Genomic DNA, 20,219 nt, shown 5'->3' with positions numbered 1-20,219 from the left:
CATTCTGAACATGTTTCAGAATTTCAAATATTAAGTTTTTTATGTTAAACAGAAAACAAAAACATATTTTACTCAAGTTTTTTAGTTTATTTTCTGTTGTAAGAGGTTATAATATTTTAATCATTGTTATTGCGCAATATTTAACATCCATCTATATTTTAGCACATAACAAACCGCTGAATCAAGTCGTTTTCGATCTTAATTTATTTATGATTGTTTTAGCTTCATCTGTAACAATAGCGGGAGGATATATTATAAATAATTTTTATGATTCAGAGAAAGATTTAATCAATAGGCCCATTAAATCCAGATTAGATAGATTAGTAAGTCAAAATACTAAGCTCTCATTTTATTTTGTTTTGAATTTTTTAGCGGTTATTATGGCTAGCTATGTTTCCTTTAAAGCTGTTGTATTTTTTTCTATTTACATTTTTGGTATCTGGTTTTATTCCCATAAGCTAAAGAAGCTTCCATTTATTGGAAATCTAACCTCAGCTATTTTAACCATTACGCCATTTTTTGCCATTTTTATGTATTATAAAAATTTCGAAACGGTCATTTTTGTGCATGCGATGTTTTTGTTTCTAGTTATTTCTATACGAGAACTCACTAAAGATCTGGAAAATATAAAAGGAGATTTGGTTCAGAATTATAAAACCATTCCAATTACATATGGTGAAAAAGCTTCTAAGTACATGTTAACTTTTTTGTCTGGTTTAACCTTAATTCCAACTTATTTGTTATTGTTTAAATATGAAGTAGGGCATATGTATTTATATTTTTATTTAAGTACATTATTATTACTCGGATTCCTGGTATTGCTTTGGAAATCTAAAACGAAAACACATTACCTTATTCTTCATAATACGTTAAAATTCATCATTGTATTAGGTGTTTTTAGTATTTTGCTGATTGATATTACTGTCGTTTTAAATAGAATTTAATGGAGGAAAATATACTTAAAGTAGCACTTGCGCAAATTTCACCAGTTTGGTTAAATAAAAAAGGCACTCTAAAAAAAGTGGAGCAATCAATTATAGATGCAGCCAAAGAAGGCGTAGAGTTGATTGTTTTTGGCGAGGGCTTAGTACCAGGTTATCCATTTTGGCTAGCGTTGACGGGAGGTGCAGAATGGGATAAAGCAGTAAATAAAGAATTACATGCACATTATGTATTTCATGCTATTTGTATAGAAAAGGGAGATTTAGATTCTATTTGTGAGCTATCAAAAAAACATAAAATAGCTGTTTATTTAGGTATTATAGAACGTCCGTTGGATAGAGGAGGACATAGTATTTATGCCTCTTTAGTATATATTAATTTAGAAGGAAGTATTCAATCGGTACATAGAAAGTTACAACCAACTTATGATGAGCGTTTAACATGGTCTCCTGGAGACGGTCATGGTTTGCAAGTACATCCATTAAAACAATTTACGGTTGGTGGATTAAATTGTTGGGAAAATTGGATGCCGTTACCAAGAGCTGCTTTGTATGGCTTGGGTGAAGATTTGCATATTGCTGTATGGCCAGGGGGTGATCATAATACAAAAGATATCACGCGTTTTATAGCCCGAGAATCACGTTCGTTTGTAATATCGGTATCTAGTTTAATGACTAAAGAAGATTTTCCAAAAGACACACCACATTTAAATCAGATATTAGAAAAGGCTCCAGATGTTTTAGCTAATGGAGGAAGTTGTATCGCAGGACCAGATGGTGAATGGGTTGTTGAACCTGTTTTGCATAAAGAAGGTTTGATTATACAAACAATCGATTTTAATCGTGTGTTGGAAGAACGTCAAAATTTTGACCCTGTAGGACATTATTCAAGACCAGATGTAACGAAGTTGACTATAAATAGAGAACGGCAGTCAACGGTTGTATTTAAAGGAGATTCTAAAGAATAGATATACTGTCTTTTAATCGAAAAGAATTCCTCGAACCTCGAGATTTCCATTGAAATTGTCATTCCCGTGAACCTGCCGCCTGCCGCTACAGTGTACCCACAAACTTTTATGAATAACATGTAATAATTTTAAAAAACTAGCCACGAATACACAAACCTGTCTATCAAGTAGGTCACACTAATATTCCTGTCTATCGACAGGTTTTGCAAACTAAAAGTCTGATTTGTGCTCATGTTGAGTATAATAATCCTCAATCTCAAGTGGTTCTATTCATGCATATTTGTGAAATTCGTGACTTAGTACTAGTAGATCTTCAAGGTTTAGAGAGCAATCACAATTTATAGTGAGAATAATTGCTTAAAAAGATGTGGGTACACCGTAGCCAAAGGCACGCAGGAATGGGAATCTAAATATAGAATTTCTGTTTTTTGACCCAAATGTAAAAGCTTGTGCTCAACTTGATTGGGTATGAAACAAGTGAAATACCTTTATGGTCCTACAGAGGACTGTTGGTTTCAAGAAATTCTTTATTTAAAAAAACAATTCTTTTTACTTTTTTTGCTACAAAGCAATAATTGGCTATATTCGTACACTATGTAGGTTATTGATTACATATCAAATAATGCATACAATGTCTTTTTTTGAAGTTTTTAGTATGTGAAATGATTGTTTTGCAAAAACTAAAAAAGTTGTTGAGTATAAGTTTCATTTTATAGAGCAGCGATTAAACATACTTTCTTATAAAAAATCAAAAAGTAATATCTAAAATAAATTTTAATCTAAAATTATTTAATTATGAATGTAACAAGTTCAAAAGATGTATTGAATAGCCCACCTGGAAACTTAATAAAGATTAATTCTGCTTCATTGAGCGGCGAGATATCCTTTTCACACAAAAGTTCAAAGACTCCATTACCTCCTTTAGTTGAATCATTTATAATTAAAAATAATCAAATTCAAATTGATGTTATTGTTTTTATTGATTCTTCATTTCCGACACCTAATTTTAATGTTTATCAACTTTATTGTATAAATAATTCTGGAGACCCTAAACTACAATTTTTTGTAGATTATGATTTAAAAGAGACATATGCCAATAACTTTAATGCTTATCAAGTGACATTTGAAGCTACAAATAAAGGTATTCCTGCTGGTATAAAATTAACTGATATAAAAACCATTGAAGCTTGCTCATGGAATGTAGACCCTGTTACATCAAGAGGAACAGAAACTATAGTGCAATCCAATTAATAAAATTAAAAGTAATTTCAAAAAGAATTTAAGGAATGTAAATACATATAATAACTTAGGTTATTTGTATGTGTTTGTGATGGCTAACTCCAAATTTTGATCGGTATTTGTTGTTGATTGATTATGAAGTGGTTATGCACCATATCATTTCTATAAAAGAGTTTCAATATTTTGTTGATTAATGTTCAGATTGTTTTAAATAGGATCTGAATAATAAAAAGTCTATTTGTTATTTTGGTGATTGAAAGCTGTTAGTCTTTCTGTATCTTTGCAAAAAATTTAGAGTAATGAATAAGCAACAAGGTGGGCAAAGAAAAGGAAAGACTTCAGTAGAAAGTTCTAAAAAAGACTTCAAGAAAAGTTTTGCGAAAGGAAATACGCCTTTTAGGAAGAACGAGGCTCAGCAAAATAAAAAACCATCTAATCCTAACGAGATTAGATTGAACAAGTATGTGGCTAATTCTGGAATGTGTTCTCGTAGAGAGGCTGATGTTCATATTGCTACTGGCTTAGTTTCTGTAAATGGGAAAGTGATTACAGAAATGGGTTACAAAGTTAAAATAGGTGATGAGGTTCGTTATGATGGTGCTCGTATTAACCCAGAAAAAAAGGCCTACGTATTGCTTAATAAACCAAAAGGTTTTGCTACTACAACTAGTGAAGGGAAAGGTAGAACAGTTATGGACTTAGTTGCCAATGCAACAAGTTCCAGAATAAAACCAATTGGCCGTTTAGGTAGAAACTCTAAAGGCTTATTACTATTCACCAATGATGACACTGTTGTAGACAAGTTTACAAACTCTAAAAATGGTGTGCCTCGTTTATTTCATATAGAATTAAATAAAAACTTAAAGCTAGAAGATTTAAAAAAAATCCAAACTGGCTTTAAAGTAGAAGGAAAATTAATTACTGTTGAAGCGATTAGTTATATTGATGGCGCTTCAAAAAAAGAAATAGGCCTTAAAGTTAAAAATACAGGAAACACAATCATCCGCACCATATTCAATTATTTAAAGTATGAGATTGAAAATTTAGATTGTGTTGCCATTGGTCATCTTACCAAAAAAGACATCCCTCGTGGCTCATGGAAGCATCTTACAGAGCAAGAATTAAATACTTTACAGATGCTTTAGCAATTAACTGCTTAGGTTTTATATTAAATCTATAATAATTTTTACATGAATGGTTTTGTGAATTATCGCTGATAAATAATGTCATGTCATTTTTACTTTGAAATTATAATATAAGCCAGGCTATAAATAATTACTTCATTTTCTTATAGTTACGTTTCTAATTGTTTTGAATAGCGAATTAGAAATATTAAATATTAAAACCTCTACTTAGTGTCTAAAACGAATCAAGTAGAGGTTTGTTTTTTTGTAAAACATTTAATCCAGATTGAGCTGTTTTTTTGTTAATCTTTAGTTAAAAATCGTTTTGTGAAATCTAAAAAAAAAGTTGAGGCGTACCTAATAATATAATAACTACTAACGGTTTTAGACGTAAAACTGTTTGTGTATTATGAACTTAACCGGCAGGTTAACTCCTGTAAATTATTTTATTTTAATTTTTAAATTTTATCAAAATGAGAACAAAGTTTTTATTTATGTTATGCAGTTTTATGATGATGTTTTTTACATTATCAAGTTTTAAGACAGAAGTACCTTTGAATGGAGAGTTGATTATTCAAGATTCTAAGGAAGTAGATGGTGTTTACGATGGCCATGAAGATAGTACATATCGTTTTACAATTCGAAGCAATGGCGAAACGGATACATTGTCATTCCAGAAAATTGATGATGCAGTTTTAAGCGATTTCGATTTAAACTCTCAAACTTTAGTTGGTGTAAGTTTTAAGATAACTTATACAACCGAAGTTGTAGTAACCAAGAGTGCTGATGGAACTGATGTAAAAACAGAAGTTAATACAATTACCAAACTGGAAAAGCTGTAAACAGCACTAATAGATAGTTTAAGCTACCTTTTTATGGGTAGCTTTTTTTATGAATACAACCCAAAAAATGAATTCGTCTTCACTTTTTGTTTAAACCCAGATTATGATAGAAAATCTATTACAGTCTGAAACTGCTTCAAAACCTTTAACTTTTCTATATTTTTAAGTTTTAACAGAGCGGAGCTATGCTAAAACTTAGAAAGTATTAGATATTATTGGATTTTCAACCTTCATAACGAAGTTTTAATACATAATCTGGGTTTAAACGAAAATGAGATAAAACCTGTTGAGAAGAGTTCATTATAGACAATTGAAATTAAATTGTCTTTAGTTTCAAAATTTTTCATAAAAATAATTTTAAAAAAACTTTAAATTAAATTTTTTATATTTCATTTGTATTAGCATTTAGCTGAGCATTATGAAATATGTTTACATATTCGGGCTTTTGAAAATTAGGAAGTCAAATTCAAAAGCAACTTATAGGATAAGTAACCGAATTTTAGAGCTAGCTTCCCATTATTCCAGAATATCTACCCTGCATAGATATAGATTTTCACTACTTGTTTTTGAGAGAAAATTCCCATTAAAATTTGTTTATTTGAATCAAATTCAGAAATTAATTTGTATATTAACACTACCAAAATATATTAAAACTTAACCGATTTTAAGAAAATGAAACGAATTATTGTAGATTATCAAAAGCTTAATAAGGATATTTTAAATCTTTTAGTTGAAAAATTCCCAGATGGATATGATGATGACCACATCATTTCATTTAGAAATGCACACAATGATTTAATTGAAGCTGTTGAAGTAAAAACTGAGGATACTATCTATTTGGTTAAAGTAGGGACGTATTTAGCAAAAGCTATGGCAGATTTTGGAGATGAAGAAAATACCGATACTACAAATCCACCAATACCAGATGCAAATTTTGATGAAGAAGAGTAATACTTATCTATTAAATCATTTGTAAATGGAAACAGCAATTTTTCAACAGTACGAAGACGGTTTTTACACGTTTTTGTTTGATGATGGGGTACAGTTAGATTTTGAAGAAATTCACCCTAAAGCACTTTATCATTACGATTTAAAAAATGATAACTCCTATATTGGGAAATCTTTTAAATTAAAGTTTATAGAAGATTTTGATGATACAGATCAAGCTATTTATAGAATCCAGCGTTTAGAACTAATTGGGGAATGACTCTTTTTTATGAAGACTTCCCAAATAAAGACTCCATAAACAATAACGTATTCTAAACCAATAACCCACAGGTTTTCAGATTTGTCTGCTTTATTAAGGTTTATATAGGCTAAGTAACTTAATATAATAACACAACTCCAAACCAATGGGAATTTATATTTGGTAAATATTGATAGTATTAAAAGGGTTGCTACGTACCAGGGATGGACAGTGGTGGTGGTAAAGTAGTAAAAAGATAATACCAATAACATAGCAGTTATAAGTTCAATAGTTGTTTTGTTTTTCCTGAAAAAGGTCATTATTAAAACGAACAATACTACAATAATGGGTGTTATCTTACCAATAATGGCAATTTCGTTATAGCCTCTAAATAAATACCCGACTTCTCTGGCTATGTAATAAATACTAGCATTAAATTCAAAATTTTGAAACCATAGGCCGACCGTTTGCGCATAGTTATTTATAAATTCTGGTGAGTAAAAAGGTGCAAATAATAATAGCGTTGTAATTACAACAATGGTGTAAAATGATATCAATTTTGTCATTCTGAGCCATAACGAAGAATCTTTTTTGTCGTCTAGAATTTCAGAACTTATTGGAGTCGATGTGAACCACTTAAAAAACAAAGGCAAAAATATTAGCGGAATTAATTTAACAGAAATCGATAATGCTAAAACGACCGCAGCCCATTGCCATTTATCAGAGTATAATAAATACAAGCTCCAGATAAGGAAAAATATCATAACCCCTTCAAAGTGTAAGTTTCCTGTAAGTTCAATAATTATAAATGGATTTAAAATATACCAAAAGATATTATGAGCAGGAATATGGAGTTTTTTAAGTAGTTTTTTACCAAAATAGAGCGTACCAAAATCGGCAGTAATAATAAGCAAACGCAACCCAATGACAGAACTAAGTATACTTTGTCCTGGAAAAAGATTAGCAAGCACAAAACAGAATTGATTTATTGGCGGATAGTTGGTGAAGTGACTAGAATTTAGAGGCCCCATACCTTCATATAATTCAATTTGATTCGGAAAACCTGATAGAATTCCTAGACTCATTTGATAATCAGGAGTAGTTAGATAAGGATTAAATCCTATTAATGTCATTTGTCCATCCCAAATAAAGCGATAAAAATCTTGTGATAAGTTAGGTATGGCTAATATAAATACCGCTCGAAACCCAAAAGCAATCCATGTTAAAAGTGAGATATTATGTTTTAGAATTTGAACCAATTTGTAGAATAGAAAGAACAAAGCAGCATATAGCATAATAAGCTTTGTATAGTCTGTTCTAATTAAATTGTAGGCAAAGGTTATATAAAATAACAAACATGACACACCTAGTAATAATGGTGCCCTATTTAGTTTAAAAAAAGCTGAGCTTAAAAGCATGTACCAAATATAATATTATTTGTTGGTCGGTTTTAAAATAGATTTACTTACTTGAATGTTATAAAATAATAAAACCAATAAAACGTTATTGAATAAATAACTTACCTACTCATGAAAAATCCCACTTTTTATTTGACTACTTTTTGCTTTGCTTTAAACTTTATAACCGCATGCTCATCTAATAATTCTGATGATAAAATTGATGATCCTGATCCAACAGCTAATATAGATACTGTTGAAAATATTCAGATTTTTCCAGTAACGCATCCTTTAAATAAGGATATTTCTGATAGCCCTGTTGATGCGAACTCAGATTTAATAATCAATAATATTGGTACTGGTAAAGGACTTTTTTCAGATTTTGGTAGCGGTGAGTGGCAAGGTGCTCCTATCGGAGTTCCTTATGTTAGTGTTGATGGGAGTCAACCCAAAGTGCCTATAACTTTTAGAGCTAATAGCTATGATGGAAATTATGGAGACGAAAGTGACCAAGGACCATTTCCTATTCCTCTAAATGCACCTATAGAAGGCAATGGAGCAGGTGATAGTCATGTTATCTCTGTTGATGTAGAAAATGGTATGTTATACGAATTATATAATGCCTCTCAAGTGGGTGACGGTTTTGAAGCTTCTTCAGCAGCTGTATATGATTTAAACAAAATTGAATTTAGACCAGATGGTTGGACTTCTGCAGATGCTGCGGGTTTACCTATATTTCCATTATTAGTAAGATATCCGGAAATAGAAAAAGGTGTCATAGATCACCCTATACGTTTTACTATAGGTAGAAGTAAGATATATGAAGGTTATGTGCACCCTGCGAGGCATCTCGTTTCTGGAAATACAAGCAACGAACTATTACCTTTTGGTGGTAGATTAAGATTAAAAGCAGATTACGATATCAGTAGTTTTTCTGAAACAAATCAAATCATTCTTACCGCCATGAAAGAATACGGATTGATGCTTGCAGATGTTGGATCTGATATGTTTATAACAGGCGCTCCTCATGAAAAATGGGATAATGATGACCTTAAGAACTTAAAACAAGTCACTTTAGATAATTTTGAGGTTATTGAGTTAGGGGATATTAATTTGAACAATTAATTGTTTTATTGTAGGTATTTTTGTCCTTGAATTGGAATAATAGTTACTATTTTTTTAGGAAAAATACTTCTACACCTTAGAAGTCAAAGACTTAATAAATACATAGCCAAAACCTAAAAATAGCATAAGATGAAAGGGGAAGAGCCCAAAATCACCACCTTGATCACCCACAATAAAGGCACTGTACATACCAAAACCGAAGTAGGCCATAAGTAACCCTTCGAAAATAACGTGTGCCGATACTGTTTTTTTAATGTATTTGTTGTTTTTCCAACTGTCTTTTAATGTGTTGATGTTAAACTTCGGTGTTCTTATAAATTCACTCTTTTTACCCAAATGCCCTTCTAAAACAGCAATAGAATTGTGCAATGAAAAGCCCATAGCTATTGAGAAAAACACAAAGAACATGCCTATATAGCTTATAAAGTTTTTTATACCACCTCCATAGATTTTTTTATACATAATCCAGTAACAAACAAAAAAGATAATAGTACTTAGTACAAAAAAGCTCATCACATAAAAATAGGGTTTTAAATGGGCGTATTCGTTTTTTATATATAGCATGGGAATACTTAGTACAGCGACTATTAGGATGTTTAAGAACATGGTACTGTTAAGTAAGTGTAATAGCCCGTGCACTTTCGTTTTAGCCGATATGTTCTGGTTTTTTAGCACCTTCCACATCATTTTTCTGAAATTTTCTGCACCGCCTTTGTTCCATCTGAATTGTTGTGAGCGTGCTGCACTTATAACTACTGGAAGCTCGGCAGGTGTTTCTACATCTTCAAGGTATTTGAATTTCCAATTTTTTAATTGAGCGCGGTAGCTTAAATCAAGGTCTTCGGTTAGGGTATCTCCTTCCCAATTACCTGCATCTATAATACACGCTTTACGCCATACCCCAGCGGTGCCATTAAAATTAATAAAATGCCCTTTACTGTTTCTACCGACTTGCTCTAGCGTAAAATGGGCATCTAAAGCAAAGGCTTGAATTTTTGTAAGAATGGAATAGTTACGGTTAATATGCCCCCAACGGGTTTGTACTACGCCAATACTTTTGTCTTTAAAATAGGGAACTGTACGTTTTAACCAGTCTTTTTTAGGAAGAAAATCAGAATCGAAAATGGCAACAAACTCGCCTTTGGCAACTTCCAGCCCTTCTTTAAGTGCACCTGCTTTAAAACCACTACGATCGGTTCTGGTGATGTGTTTAATATCTAATCCTGTAGCCTTTAAGGTTTCTATTTGTTGGCGTGTGGTTTCTATAGTTTCATCGGTAGAATCGTCTAAAACCTGTATTTCTAACTTGTTTTTAGGGTAATCTATTTCTGCAATGTTGTCTAGGAGACGTTCCATAACATACATTTCGTTATAGACAGGTAGTTGTATCGTTATATACGGAATTTCGTCCGGATTTTTAAGATCGAATTTTGAGCAATCATCACATTTTTTTTGAGCACTTAGATAATTAAAAAGTAGATTTAATTGTGCCAATGCATATAAAAATATAAGCAAAAGAGCAATGGTATATATGACTATTATAATAGTTTGAGGAATCATTTTTTAATACTGTATTTAAAAATCCAACCTAAAATTTTTATGCCTGCAAATATAGCACCTTTTACCGTACCTGAAACTTTTGAAACCCCTATTCTGTTTCTGTAATTAACTGGTATTTCGGTATATGTGAATTTTTGCTTTAGTGCTTTTAATTGCATTTCTACTGTCCAGCCATAGGTTTTGTCTTCCATATTAAGTGCTAATAGTTTTTCATATTTAATGGCTCTAAAAGGACCTAAATCTGTGAATTTTGCACGAAAAAATAATGTCATTAAAGTAGTTGCCAGCCAATTCCCGAAAATTTGAGGTACTGTCATAGAACCCTGTTCTCTAAGTCGCTTTATTCGTGCACCTATTACAAAATCTATATTATCATTTACGATGGGGTCGACAATTTTGGTTAATTCTTCAGGGTAATCGCTATAATCACCATCTAAAAATACAATAATGTCCGGTTTCTTTTTTTGATTTGCGATATAATCCATGCCCTTTAAACAAGCATAGCCGTAACCTTTATTGGTCTCAGTTAAAACGGTTGCACCCGCTTTTTTTGCATTAACTTCGGTATCATCAGTAGAGTTATTACTCACTACGATAACTTCATCAACACTAGTTGGAATATCCTTAATAACATTGGCAATTGATTCTGCTTCATTATAAGCAGGTATAATAACTTTTATATGAATCATTGAAGATCAGATAGTTTATTTTCTTTCCTGAAGGACCTGTAATCCGTCCACTCCTTAATTTTTTTACCAGCTTTATATTTTCTAGCAGAAACCAGCTTTTCGTTTTTATACATCAAACAATAACCATTTTTCTGATTGTCCTTTAATTGGCACTTATGATTAATTTTTTCCATAGTATCATAGAACAACCACCAATTATTTTTTTTACCATTGATAAAATGACCTTCTGACTTTTTTTTGCCGTTTTCGACGTAAAAATACCAATATTTTATAGGTTTATCTTGCTGAAAATGGCCTTCTTTTTTAACACGTCCATTTGAATAATAAAACGTCCAATATTTTATTTTCTTATTATTACTTATCCATCCTTCAGATTTAATATTCCCGTTATCGTAATATGTTTTTTTATATAATTCTTGGGCACAAACTGATAAAGTGAAAAAGAAAATCATATACAAAGTAAGAAGTGTATAGTTTTTTGAAAAAGCATTAACAAAAAAATATGCTTCTACTCTTCTGAAAACTATGGGAAGGCTAAGATCATCATGACAGCATAGTTTCAATTTGTCTTTTTGTTTCAATTTCAATTTGCTATTTTTCATTTAGTTAAGCTGACAATTAAATAACGGAATGTCAGTCCGAGCTTGTCGAGGACTATTTTCGGTTATCGGGATGTTCATATTCAGTATAATTTTTTGAGAATTCAATTAAATCTTTCCAATTTTCGTTAATTAATGCTTCTTTTTTTCGTTGAGACCATCCCTTAATTTGTTTTTCAATTTTGATAGCTTCTGTTGGATTAGTACACTGTAAATACCATTTAAGTTCGATTGGTCGTCTTGAATACGTATAACTATCTTTTCTATAACCAGATTTATGTTGATCAATTCTTCTTTCTAAATTGTTAGTCATACCAGTGTAATAGGTGTTGTCTGAGCATAATACTATGTATACGTAATAAGATTTCATTCTAAAAAGATTATGCTTCGACAAGCTCAGCACGACAAGCTAACTTTAATTTGTCTTTATAATTCAATATCAAATTTATATTTTTTAGTGGGATAATTTAAAACCTCTATTGATTTGAAATTTGTTAACATCTATTTTTTTGTGTCAACAGCTAAAGTGACGAATAGGGCTAAACTGAAAACTGTGACTGAAAACTGCAAACTTTTTTATTTCTTATTAACTAAATCCATTAAATCTACATCGTTTCCTAATAATATTTCTGTTGGGTTAATACGCCCTTTCATGCTATCATTTTCTAATTTTAAAACACCTCTTGGACATACAGCACTACAAATACCACAACCTACACAGCTAGAGCGTACTATATTTTCACCTTTTTGAGCATAGGCACGAACATCAATTCCCATTTCACAACTATTAGAACAGTTACCGCATGAAATACATTGCCCACCATTAGTTGTAATTCTAAATTTAGAAAATAAACGTTGTTGGAATCCTAAAATTGCAGCCATTGGGCAACCAAAACGACACCAGGATCTGTTTCCTAAAATAGGATAGAACCCCGTACCAATTACCCCTGAGAATATTGAACCTATATAGATGCCATAAGCAGAACGTAAAGCACTTCCTTTTATAAAAAAGACATTTTCACTTGTGCCAGTGAAGTGCATAGTTACCAATAAAGCAATAACTACAAAGTAACCGATGGCTCCATATCTGGCATCTTTACCAAATTCATGACGTTTAAAATACATAACGCCAGCAAAAACTAAAGTTAAGAACCCAATGACTAAACTAATGAATACCCCTTTAGTTAGCCAAAAGGTATTATGATCATAACCTAAATAGGTATATACCATAGCTACGGTCATAACTACAGAAAATACAAGTACTGTATGAATTAACCAACGTTCTAATTTCCAGGCAGACATTTTTTTAGAAGATAATTGCCTAAAAGAATCTCCAGCAGTTTCGGCTAATCCTCCACAGCCACAAACCCAGGAGCAATACCAACGTTTCCCATATTTATAAGTCAATATAGGTGTGATAACAAAAATAGAAACGATGCCAAATAATATTAACCCTAATCCAATATTGCCATTAGAAAGAAAAGCTTTCACAGACCACTCATCAAAAATATAATAGTTAAGTGGCCATACACTTTTTAAATCATAATAAGGAAGATCAGAATTCATGACATACATAAATTCTGGAATCAAAAAGGCAAAGCCTAATTGAAAAAACATGACAGAAGCAGTTCGCAATTGTTGATACCTGTTATGCCTATATTTAAGCATGAATTTATACCCAAAAGCCATAATAGCTACAGTATATAAGGTGCCGTAAACAAACCATTGACTGGCATTTCTTCCACTTAATAAGTTGCTTAAAGGATCAAAAAATGAAATTAAGCCTGTATTTGAAGCACCGTCTTTACCTAATCCTAAATATTGCGGATAAAAATATAATACAATGTAGAATGCTGTTAAAATAACCCCTAAAATCCAACCCCAAACACCTCGAGACGATATGGATTTAAACCAAACGCCATCGTTTTTTATACCTTCTAATTTGGTTAAATAAGCATCTCTTGAATATATTATAGTACCAACAGAAATTAAGCTTAATGATATCGTTAAGAATAATGCCTTATTAGGGAAATCGGTGTTAAATAAAGCAAGTGTTAATATGAATAACCCTAAAATACCAATTGCTAAAGCTATTTTTTGCTTGTTTGAAATGTCTACAGCATCTGGTTTTGCTAAAGACATGCTATGATTTAATTTATTGCTCATGATATATTTTTATACGGTTTGTAATTCATTTTTAAATGCAGAATAAATATCAGATTCGTAAGTTTTATAGAACTCTGGATCAAAGTTGGCCTCTGCTAAATGTTCCATAACATAATCAACATTTCTTTTTTCTGTAAGCCATGTATCAAATATGTCATGTCGCATTCTAATACCGAAGGTGTTTATGCCTAAAAAGGCATTGGTATTTGTATCATAACATACAGTTATACATTTGGTATCGTCTGTGTGTTTCCAATGGAAATGAGATTCATTTTCTCTGGGCTTTGCAAATACCCATCCGTAAGTTTGATATTCGATGTCTAAAAACTTAGCAGAGTTATACCAATGTCCAGGATTGTATTGAATACGATTACCACAAATGGTTTGTGCGACAGTTTCACCCATCATACGACCTGTATACCAGACGGCTTCGATAGGGCGACGACCATTAATACCTTCATTTTGTTCAGCACAATCACCAACAGCATATACATCTTGGATATTGGTTTCTAAAAACCTATTTACTTTTACACCGCGTCCAGTTTCAATTTCCGAATCTTTTATGAAATCAATATTAGGAGATACCCCAGCGGTGAGACCGACAACATCACAAGCAATTTCCTCACCAGTTTCTTGTATGATTATAGATTTAACTTTGCCATTTTCATCAGAAATGATCTCTTTTAAATTGTTGCTTAACCTTAAATCTATATGGTGATTTTTTATATGTCTGTTAATCATAGCAGATTCTCCTTCCGGTAAAACACCATTCCAGAAACTATCTTCTCTAACTAAAAAAGTAACAGGTATATTTCGACTATTAAGCATTTCTGCTAATTCAATACCAATAAGACCACCTCCAACTATGACTGCTCTTTTACAAACCTTATTATTGGGGGCATATTTTTCAAGATTTTCTAAATCTTGTTTATGATACATCCCCATGACGCCATCTAAATCTTGTCCTGGCCATCCAAACTTATTAGGTTTGCTACCCGTTGCAATAATGAGCTTGTCATATTGTAAAGAATCACCTTCTGAAAAATGAAGTGTATTACTTTTAGTTTCAATATGTTTAACATACCCTTTTTTAAGATTAATTCTATTCTTTTCCCAGAACCAATCTTCGTAAGGCTGTGTGTGTTCAAATTTCATATGCCCCATGTATACGTACATGAGTGCTGTGCGCGAAAAGAAATAATCTGCTTCTGCCGATACAATGGTAATTTGTTTGTCCGATAATTTACGGATATGTCTCGCAGCAGTAACGCCCGAAATCCCGTTTCCTATAATAACAATGTGTTCCATATAATAGTTGTTATTTGTTTTATATTGTTAAAATGCAATTCACCAAAGCACAATTGATTAAGTGTGTTTATTTAGTAGAAGTCATTATGTAAATTCTGATAGTGTTGGGGTTTATGTCGAAACTAAAGATAAGAACTTAATGCGAGCATGCATATTTAGAATAAATATAAATTATTTTTTATTGTAAGTTTTGAAATGAAATTTAGACATGAAAAATTTTACATTTTTTTTGAAAGTTTGCTAAAATCATTCAGACTGAAGCAAAGTTGAAAATTAATAAATACATAAAAATGAAGAATATAGGTATCATAGTATTAATGTTTTTTGGAAGTGCATCACTTTCTGCGCAGGATTTAAATACTTTTTTTGAAAAGGCAGATAGCTTTTTTAAAACCAACGTTGCAAATGGAAAAGTAGCATATTCAAAAATTAACTCTAATAAAGAATCTCTTGATGATGTTTTAAAATTAGCAGAAAAGATTTCTGTATTAAAGGATGATGCTAAAAACTATCAGGCATTTTGGATTAATGCTTATAACCTATCAGTAATAAAAGGTATTATAGATAACTATCCAACAAAATCACCTTTAGACCATGCTGGATTTTTTGATAAAAAAATGTATAGTCTAGGTGGTAAGAAAATCACTTTAAACGATATAGAACATAAACTATTAAGAGCACAATTTAACGATGCTCGTTTTCATTTCGTATTGGTGTGTGGCGCTTTAGGATGCCCACCTTTAATTAATAAAGCATACTTGCCAGGTACATTAAATTCACAAATGGATGTGCAAACAAGGAAGGCATTAAATGGTTCTTTTTTAATGGTGAACGCTAAAAAGAAACGTGTTAAGGTGTCACAAATAATGGAGTGGTACAAAAAGGATTTTACTATGAACGGTAAAACGGAAATAGACTTTATTAATACCTATAGAACAGAAAAAATACCTGATAATTTTAAACTAAGCTATTTTCCATATAATTGGAACGTAAACAAACAATAAGAACGAATAACAAATCAAAAATAAAATGAAAAGAATAATATTAACATTACTAGCAATTACAACTATATCATTTTCTGGTTTTTCACAAGAAGCAGGCGATGAAGATCAAGGAAAAAGTAATATTCAAACTTATACCCCTTCAAAGTTATTGAAGAAAGGACAATGGGATATCAAGTTTTTTAATAGTCTTTATACGCAAACAGAACAAACGGATGCAGGAAGTAAATCTCAAAAAATAGCACGACAAAACTTTTTCACTAATACAACTGAGATCTATACAGGAGTAAGTGATAATGCAAGAATAAATATTGGTTTAGTTTTTCAAGTTAGATCTAATACTTACGGAGGTCAGGGGGCTTTTAGTGTTTTTGATTTTGATAACAATAAAACTGATTCTAGAAGTGGTTTTACAACTATTGCACCGTCTATAAGAGTGCAACCTTTTGCTAATGTTCCAAACTTTTCATTTACAAGTTCTGTCTATTTTGCCATATTTGGAGATGAACCAAATGCTGCGTATTTAGATAAAAAAAGTACATTCTGGGAAACAAAATTCTTTTTTGATAAAACTTTTGGAGGCGGAGATTGGCAAATTTTTACGGAAGCTGATTTTGGATTTAATTTTGGGGAAAAATCTTCAGAAGCTGACGCTGCTACCGAAAATGTAAGCGAACGTTTTGCAAATAATAGTTTGTTTTTACCATTAAGTGCTTTTTTAAGTTATTTCCCTTCGGACAAATCAACATTATTTATAAATGCTCAACAGGCTTTTTTAATTGATTTAGGTAACGATTTCTCTCAACGTTACACACAATTAGGTTTCGGAGGGAAATATCAATTAACACGATCTTTAAACTTAGAAGCTTCGTTTGGAAAAATAGTAACAGGGAATAATTTTCAAGGATTAGGACAAACATTTAGTTTAGGTGTAAGAGCACTATTTTAATGAATAATAGTAAATTAGGAGTTTTGAAAGTCATTTTATCATATATGAAAAGATTCAAACTCCTAATTGTATTTTCGGTTATACTTATTCTTCAGTCTTGCAATTCTCAGCCTGAAAAGATTAATGGTGTTAGTTTTGTAGCTGCTAGTGAAGCGGTTAATAATGATCATATTACCCCTGTTGTTAATGTAAATGCGAATTATGCGGCAGTGATGCCTTTTGGGTTTATTAGAAATTTATCACATCCAGAGGTTGTGTTTAATACAAAAAGACAATGGTTTGGAGAAACTAGTGAAGGAGTAAAGCAGTATGTTCAAGAACTTCGGAAAAAGAAGATTAAAATAATGCTAAAGCCCCAAATTTGGGTTTGGCATGGTGAGTTTACAGGATATATAGAAATGAAAAATGAAGCAAATTGGAAGACTTTAGAGTCATCATATTCAAAATTTATTTTAGAATATGCGAGATTAGCTCATGAAGTCAATGCAGATATTTTTTGTATTGGAACCGAATTAGAAAAGTTTATTGATAACAGGCCTGATTATTGGTTTAAACTAATTGGTGAGATTAAACAGATTTATAAGGGCAAATTAACGTATGCTGCCAATTGGGATGAGTTTAAGCGAACGCCTTTTTGGGATCTGTTAGATTTTATTGGCGTTGATGCTTATTTTCCCGTTAGTAATAGTAAAACACCAACAGTTGAAGAATGTTTAACTGGTTGGGAGCAACATAAAAAAGTCATTAATACCATTTCTGAGAAATATAAAAAGCCTATTTTGTTTACAGAATTTGGATATAGAAGTGTTGATTATTCCGGGAGAGAACCTTGGAAAAGTGATACAAATATGATGCAAGTCAACTTGGAAGCGCAAACGAATACAACTAAGGCTCTGTTTGAAACGTTTTGGAAAGAAGACTGGTTTGCTGGTGGATTTATTTGGAAATGGTTTCGCAACCATAGTAAATCCGGTGGAGAAAACAATTCTCAATATACACCTCAAAATAAACCAGTGGAAGATTTGATAAAAACACATTATGCCTTATATAAATAAAATATTATACGTGCTTACTGTTTTAGTTATGTTTTCATGCTCTAGTGACCGTGATGATGAACCTCTTAGTTTGGCCTCTTATTTAGAAGGTAGAGTTTTTGAAGTTGGAGCTGTTATAGCATGTGCTGCTAGTGATCATGATACTAAAGATATACTAACGTTTTATTACCCGAAAGAAGGGGCATTAAATATTAGATATTACGAAACGACGAATACTCAAGTTGATAACAGTGATTTTTCAAATTACACGCAAATCTTATTGAAAAATGATCCTTTTTTTAATGGCTATTTAGGGAAATTTACACAAAAGGCTTCTGTTGAAAAGTGGATTCTAGTCACTTTTGAGTTAGATGGAGAGGTGAAAATATCTAATCCAATACGTTCAAAGCAAATCTCTAAGCCAACTGTTTGGAATGATGCTGTTACTGTTAATCAATCACAGGCAGGAATGCCCGATTTTTTATGGGAAGATAATGCTTATGGAGATAATGCTATATATTTTCAAGTAGTTTCAGATGCCCAAAATAATCTATTGTCAGGAACCTATACTTACGAAAACCGTTTTCAATATTACAATACGAGTCATGTTGTTTTAAATGTTACGACCCAAACACCACCTGCATTGGTTTCGGATAATGAATATAATTTCACATTAATGGATGTAAGTGAAGATAATTGGGTAAATTGGGTCGTTTTAAAAACATTTAAAATTGAATGAAAAAAGTAACGCTTTTTTTTACCTTTTTTGCTCTTGTAGTGTCCGGTTTATCCTCTCAAGAATATATCGTTCATGACCTTAAAATTCAAGGAAATAAAAAAATAAAAGCATCATTCATAAAAAACATATCTACAGTCAAATCGGGTAGTAAGCTGGACTCCTTAGTCATAGAACAAGACGTTTTACGTTTAAAACGATTGCCTTCTGTTGCACATGCCTATTATCAAGTCTTTCCATCTGAAGGAAACCAATACAATGTATTTTATAATATTGAAGAAAACTTTACGCTCATTCCGTCTTTAAATGTTTACACGACAGACGATGATGAGTTTGCGTACAGATTAGGGCTTTATGAGTTTAATTTACTAGGAAGGAATATGATATTCGGTGGTTTTTATCAAAAAGACATTTATAGTTCTTACGCTGTAAATTTTAGAGCTCCTTATTTATTTTCAAATAAACTGGGATTGGCTGTAAATCATCAAGATCTAACCACTCAGGAACCTGTTTTTTTCGAAGATGAAACAGCTAACTATAAATATAGAAATAAGTCTTTCGAGGTTTTAGGTTTGTATGAATTTAATTTTAAGAATAGATTTGAGCTGGGAATAAATTATTTTGTAGAAGACTATACATTTAAAGGTGAAAACATTAATAATAAACCAGAATTAAATGTGCATAAATGGCTGGTAAAAGGAATTTATGAATATAATAACCTAGATTATTATTATCAATATATATCTGGATTTAGAAGTCAATTTAACTTTCAATATGTGACGTCAACTAATAACATGTTACCAGATTTTTTTATCGGCTGGAATGATTTCTTTTATTTTAAACGTATAGGATCAAAAGGTAATTGGGCTTCTAGATTAAGGATGGGGTTATCAACTAACGATGAAACACCGTTTGCTCCTTTTTCTGTAGATAATAATTTAAACGTAAGAGGCGTTGGTAATACCATTGATAGGGGAACAGGTGTTATTGTACTTAATACCGAATATCGCCATACCCTATATGAAAAAGGTTGGTTTGTTTTGCAGGGGAACGCTTTTGTAGATAGCGGTACATGGCGAAATCCGGGAGGTGATTTTGGTGATTTTAGTAAAGAGGATAATGTTAAAGTATATCCGGGCTTAGGACTTCGCTTTATTCATAAAAAGATATATAATGCCATTTTTAGAATTGATTATGGTCATGGCGTTACTAAAAATGCTACCAAAGGTTTTGTGTTTGGTATTGGACAATATTTTTAATGAATTCTTGCGAAAGCAGGAATCCACTTAAGTGTTAGAAATATCAAATTATTACTTCACTTCATAAGTTTTATTGGTTAAAATATAAAGGTATTT

The 20,219-nt window shown here is 31.6% G+C and carries 20 protein-coding genes; 13 read left to right on the top strand and 7 right to left on the bottom strand.

The features are described 5' to 3' along the window. The first annotated feature begins 41 nt into the window (after window positions 1-41). The 7 genes from Q4Q47_RS04580 to Q4Q47_RS04550 all read left to right on the top strand — a co-directional run bounded on the left by Q4Q47_RS04580 (window position 42) and on the right by Q4Q47_RS04550 (window position 6,321). Window positions 42-944, top strand: coding sequence for a geranylgeranylglycerol-phosphate geranylgeranyltransferase (locus Q4Q47_RS04580; protein WP_303305467.1), 903 nt, complete (start codon window positions 42-44; stop codon window positions 942-944). After that, window positions 944-1,909 (top strand): carbon-nitrogen hydrolase family protein, encoded by a 966-nt coding sequence (locus Q4Q47_RS04575; protein ID WP_303305466.1) that lies wholly within the window; start codon window positions 944-946, stop codon window positions 1,907-1,909. The genes Q4Q47_RS04580 and Q4Q47_RS04575 overlap by 1 nt, the downstream gene beginning before the upstream one ends. Before the next feature lie 795 nt (window positions 1,910-2,704). Beyond that, window positions 2,705-3,160 carry a hypothetical protein gene (locus Q4Q47_RS04570; protein WP_303305465.1) on the top strand — a complete coding sequence of 152 codons (456 nt, stop codon included), beginning with the start codon at window positions 2,705-2,707 and terminating at the stop codon, window positions 3,158-3,160. A 287-nt stretch (window positions 3,161-3,447) separates the two neighbouring features. Beyond that, entirely contained in the window at window positions 3,448-4,293 is an 846-nt protein-coding gene (locus Q4Q47_RS04565) for a pseudouridine synthase (protein WP_303305464.1), read from the top strand. 452 nt (window positions 4,294-4,745) lie between these two features. Then, the gene (locus Q4Q47_RS04560; RefSeq protein WP_303305463.1) at window positions 4,746-5,114 is read left to right on the top strand and encodes a hypothetical protein; all 369 of its coding nucleotides are present in this window, start codon (window positions 4,746-4,748) and stop codon (window positions 5,112-5,114) included. A gap of 672 nt (window positions 5,115-5,786) precedes the next feature. Beyond that, entirely contained in the window at window positions 5,787-6,065 is a 279-nt protein-coding gene (locus tag Q4Q47_RS04555) for a hypothetical protein (RefSeq protein WP_303305462.1), read from the top strand. 25 nt (window positions 6,066-6,090) lie between these two features. Next, on the top strand, window positions 6,091-6,321 hold the full coding sequence (locus tag Q4Q47_RS04550) for a hypothetical protein (RefSeq protein ID WP_303305461.1): 231 nt from the start codon (window positions 6,091-6,093) through the stop codon (window positions 6,319-6,321). Here Q4Q47_RS04550 and Q4Q47_RS04545 read toward each other — a convergent pair. Continuing rightward, the gene (locus Q4Q47_RS04545; protein WP_303305460.1) at window positions 6,285-7,718 is read right to left on the bottom strand and encodes a mannosyltransferase; all 1,434 of its coding nucleotides are present in this window, start codon (window positions 7,716-7,718) and stop codon (window positions 6,285-6,287) included. The genes Q4Q47_RS04550 and Q4Q47_RS04545 overlap by 37 nt on opposite strands. Before the next feature lie 111 nt (window positions 7,719-7,829). Here Q4Q47_RS04545 and Q4Q47_RS04540 point away from each other — a divergent pair, with 111 nt between their 5' ends. After that, complete coding sequence (locus tag Q4Q47_RS04540) at window positions 7,830-8,822, top strand: hypothetical protein (protein WP_303305459.1); 993 nt, start codon at window positions 7,830-7,832, stop codon at window positions 8,820-8,822. Between the two features lie 69 nt (window positions 8,823-8,891). Here the strand turns inward: Q4Q47_RS04540 and Q4Q47_RS04535 are convergent, their stop codons facing one another. From Q4Q47_RS04535 to Q4Q47_RS04510, 6 genes are all read right to left on the bottom strand, one after another. After that, complete coding sequence (locus tag Q4Q47_RS04535; RefSeq protein WP_303305458.1) at window positions 8,892-10,382, bottom strand: cellulose synthase family protein; 1,491 nt, start codon at window positions 10,380-10,382, stop codon at window positions 8,892-8,894. Beyond that, complete coding sequence (locus Q4Q47_RS04530) at window positions 10,379-11,071, bottom strand: glycosyltransferase family 2 protein (protein ID WP_303305457.1); 693 nt, start codon at window positions 11,069-11,071, stop codon at window positions 10,379-10,381. Before Q4Q47_RS04530 ends, Q4Q47_RS04535 begins: the two co-directional genes overlap by 4 nt. Then, on the bottom strand, window positions 11,068-11,673 hold the full coding sequence (locus Q4Q47_RS04525; protein WP_303305456.1) for a toxin-antitoxin system YwqK family antitoxin: 606 nt from the start codon (window positions 11,671-11,673) through the stop codon (window positions 11,068-11,070). Before Q4Q47_RS04525 ends, Q4Q47_RS04530 begins: the two co-directional genes overlap by 4 nt. A gap of 52 nt (window positions 11,674-11,725) precedes the next feature. Then, entirely contained in the window at window positions 11,726-12,040 is a 315-nt protein-coding gene (locus Q4Q47_RS04520; RefSeq protein ID WP_303305455.1) for a GIY-YIG nuclease family protein, read from the bottom strand. Between the two features lie 206 nt (window positions 12,041-12,246). Then, window positions 12,247-13,836: a 4Fe-4S binding protein gene (locus tag Q4Q47_RS04515; protein WP_303305454.1), complete on the bottom strand. Its 1,590-nt coding sequence runs from the start codon at window positions 13,834-13,836 to the stop codon at window positions 12,247-12,249. Between the two features lie 9 nt (window positions 13,837-13,845). Then, window positions 13,846-15,144, bottom strand: a complete 1,299-nt coding sequence (locus Q4Q47_RS04510) for an NAD(P)/FAD-dependent oxidoreductase (protein WP_303305453.1) — start codon at window positions 15,142-15,144, stop codon at window positions 13,846-13,848. A 290-nt stretch (window positions 15,145-15,434) separates the two neighbouring features. Here Q4Q47_RS04510 and Q4Q47_RS04505 point away from each other — a divergent pair, with 290 nt between their 5' ends. Genes Q4Q47_RS04505 through Q4Q47_RS04485 form a run of 5 tightly spaced genes read left to right on the top strand, consistent with a single transcriptional unit; the run spans window position 15,435 to window position 20,123 of the window. Then, window positions 15,435-16,148, top strand: a complete 714-nt coding sequence (locus tag Q4Q47_RS04505) for a DUF547 domain-containing protein (RefSeq protein WP_303305452.1) — start codon at window positions 15,435-15,437, stop codon at window positions 16,146-16,148. Between the two features lie 25 nt (window positions 16,149-16,173). After that, the gene (locus Q4Q47_RS04500) at window positions 16,174-17,094 is read left to right on the top strand and encodes a hypothetical protein (protein ID WP_303305451.1); all 921 of its coding nucleotides are present in this window, start codon (window positions 16,174-16,176) and stop codon (window positions 17,092-17,094) included. A gap of 44 nt (window positions 17,095-17,138) precedes the next feature. Continuing rightward, the gene (locus tag Q4Q47_RS04495) at window positions 17,139-18,149 is read left to right on the top strand and encodes a glycoside hydrolase family 113 (RefSeq protein ID WP_303305450.1); all 1,011 of its coding nucleotides are present in this window, start codon (window positions 17,139-17,141) and stop codon (window positions 18,147-18,149) included. Continuing rightward, on the top strand, window positions 18,133-18,867 hold the full coding sequence (locus Q4Q47_RS04490; protein ID WP_303305449.1) for a hypothetical protein: 735 nt from the start codon (window positions 18,133-18,135) through the stop codon (window positions 18,865-18,867). Before Q4Q47_RS04495 ends, Q4Q47_RS04490 begins: the two co-directional genes overlap by 17 nt. Next, the gene (locus Q4Q47_RS04485) at window positions 18,864-20,123 is read left to right on the top strand and encodes a POTRA domain-containing protein (RefSeq protein WP_303305448.1); all 1,260 of its coding nucleotides are present in this window, start codon (window positions 18,864-18,866) and stop codon (window positions 20,121-20,123) included. The genes Q4Q47_RS04490 and Q4Q47_RS04485 overlap by 4 nt, the downstream gene beginning before the upstream one ends. The last annotated feature ends 96 nt before the right edge of the window (window positions 20,124-20,219 follow it).

Origin of the sequence: Flavivirga spongiicola (assembly GCF_030540825.1) — a bacterium.
GTDB classification, from domain to species: domain Bacteria; phylum Bacteroidota; class Bacteroidia; order Flavobacteriales; family Flavobacteriaceae; genus Flavivirga; species Flavivirga spongiicola.
This window is presented reverse-complemented; position numbering and strand designations above follow the sequence as displayed.

Bases quoted from the DNA above. Each gene is read 5' to 3' on its own strand.
- Q4Q47_RS04580 (WP_303305467.1), top strand. From the start codon at position 42: ATGTTAAACAGAAAACAAAAACATATTTTACTCAAGTTTTTTAGTTTA.
- Q4Q47_RS04575 (WP_303305466.1), top strand. From the start codon at position 944: ATGGAGGAAAATATACTTAAAGTAGCACTTGCGCAAATTTCACCAGTT.
- Q4Q47_RS04570 (WP_303305465.1), top strand. From the start codon at position 2,705: ATGAATGTAACAAGTTCAAAAGATGTATTGAATAGCCCACCTGGAAAC.
- Q4Q47_RS04565 (WP_303305464.1), top strand. From the start codon at position 3,448: ATGAATAAGCAACAAGGTGGGCAAAGAAAAGGAAAGACTTCAGTAGAA.
- Q4Q47_RS04560 (WP_303305463.1), top strand. From the start codon at position 4,746: ATGAGAACAAAGTTTTTATTTATGTTATGCAGTTTTATGATGATGTTT.
- Q4Q47_RS04555 (WP_303305462.1), top strand. From the start codon at position 5,787: ATGAAACGAATTATTGTAGATTATCAAAAGCTTAATAAGGATATTTTA.
- Q4Q47_RS04550 (WP_303305461.1), top strand. From the start codon at position 6,091: ATGGAAACAGCAATTTTTCAACAGTACGAAGACGGTTTTTACACGTTT.
- Q4Q47_RS04545 (WP_303305460.1), bottom strand. From the start codon at position 7,718: ATGCTTTTAAGCTCAGCTTTTTTTAAACTAAATAGGGCACCATTATTA.
- Q4Q47_RS04540 (WP_303305459.1), top strand. From the start codon at position 7,830: ATGAAAAATCCCACTTTTTATTTGACTACTTTTTGCTTTGCTTTAAAC.
- Q4Q47_RS04535 (WP_303305458.1), bottom strand. From the start codon at position 10,382: ATGATTCCTCAAACTATTATAATAGTCATATATACCATTGCTCTTTTG.
- Q4Q47_RS04530 (WP_303305457.1), bottom strand. From the start codon at position 11,071: ATGATTCATATAAAAGTTATTATACCTGCTTATAATGAAGCAGAATCA.
- Q4Q47_RS04525 (WP_303305456.1), bottom strand. From the start codon at position 11,673: ATGAAAAATAGCAAATTGAAATTGAAACAAAAAGACAAATTGAAACTA.
- Q4Q47_RS04520 (WP_303305455.1), bottom strand. From the start codon at position 12,040: ATGAAATCTTATTACGTATACATAGTATTATGCTCAGACAACACCTAT.
- Q4Q47_RS04515 (WP_303305454.1), bottom strand. From the start codon at position 13,836: ATGAGCAATAAATTAAATCATAGCATGTCTTTAGCAAAACCAGATGCT.
- Q4Q47_RS04510 (WP_303305453.1), bottom strand. From the start codon at position 15,144: ATGGAACACATTGTTATTATAGGAAACGGGATTTCGGGCGTTACTGCT.
- Q4Q47_RS04505 (WP_303305452.1), top strand. From the start codon at position 15,435: ATGAAGAATATAGGTATCATAGTATTAATGTTTTTTGGAAGTGCATCA.
- Q4Q47_RS04500 (WP_303305451.1), top strand. From the start codon at position 16,174: ATGAAAAGAATAATATTAACATTACTAGCAATTACAACTATATCATTT.
- Q4Q47_RS04495 (WP_303305450.1), top strand. From the start codon at position 17,139: ATGAAAAGATTCAAACTCCTAATTGTATTTTCGGTTATACTTATTCTT.
- Q4Q47_RS04490 (WP_303305449.1), top strand. From the start codon at position 18,133: ATGCCTTATATAAATAAAATATTATACGTGCTTACTGTTTTAGTTATG.
- Q4Q47_RS04485 (WP_303305448.1), top strand. From the start codon at position 18,864: ATGAAAAAAGTAACGCTTTTTTTTACCTTTTTTGCTCTTGTAGTGTCC.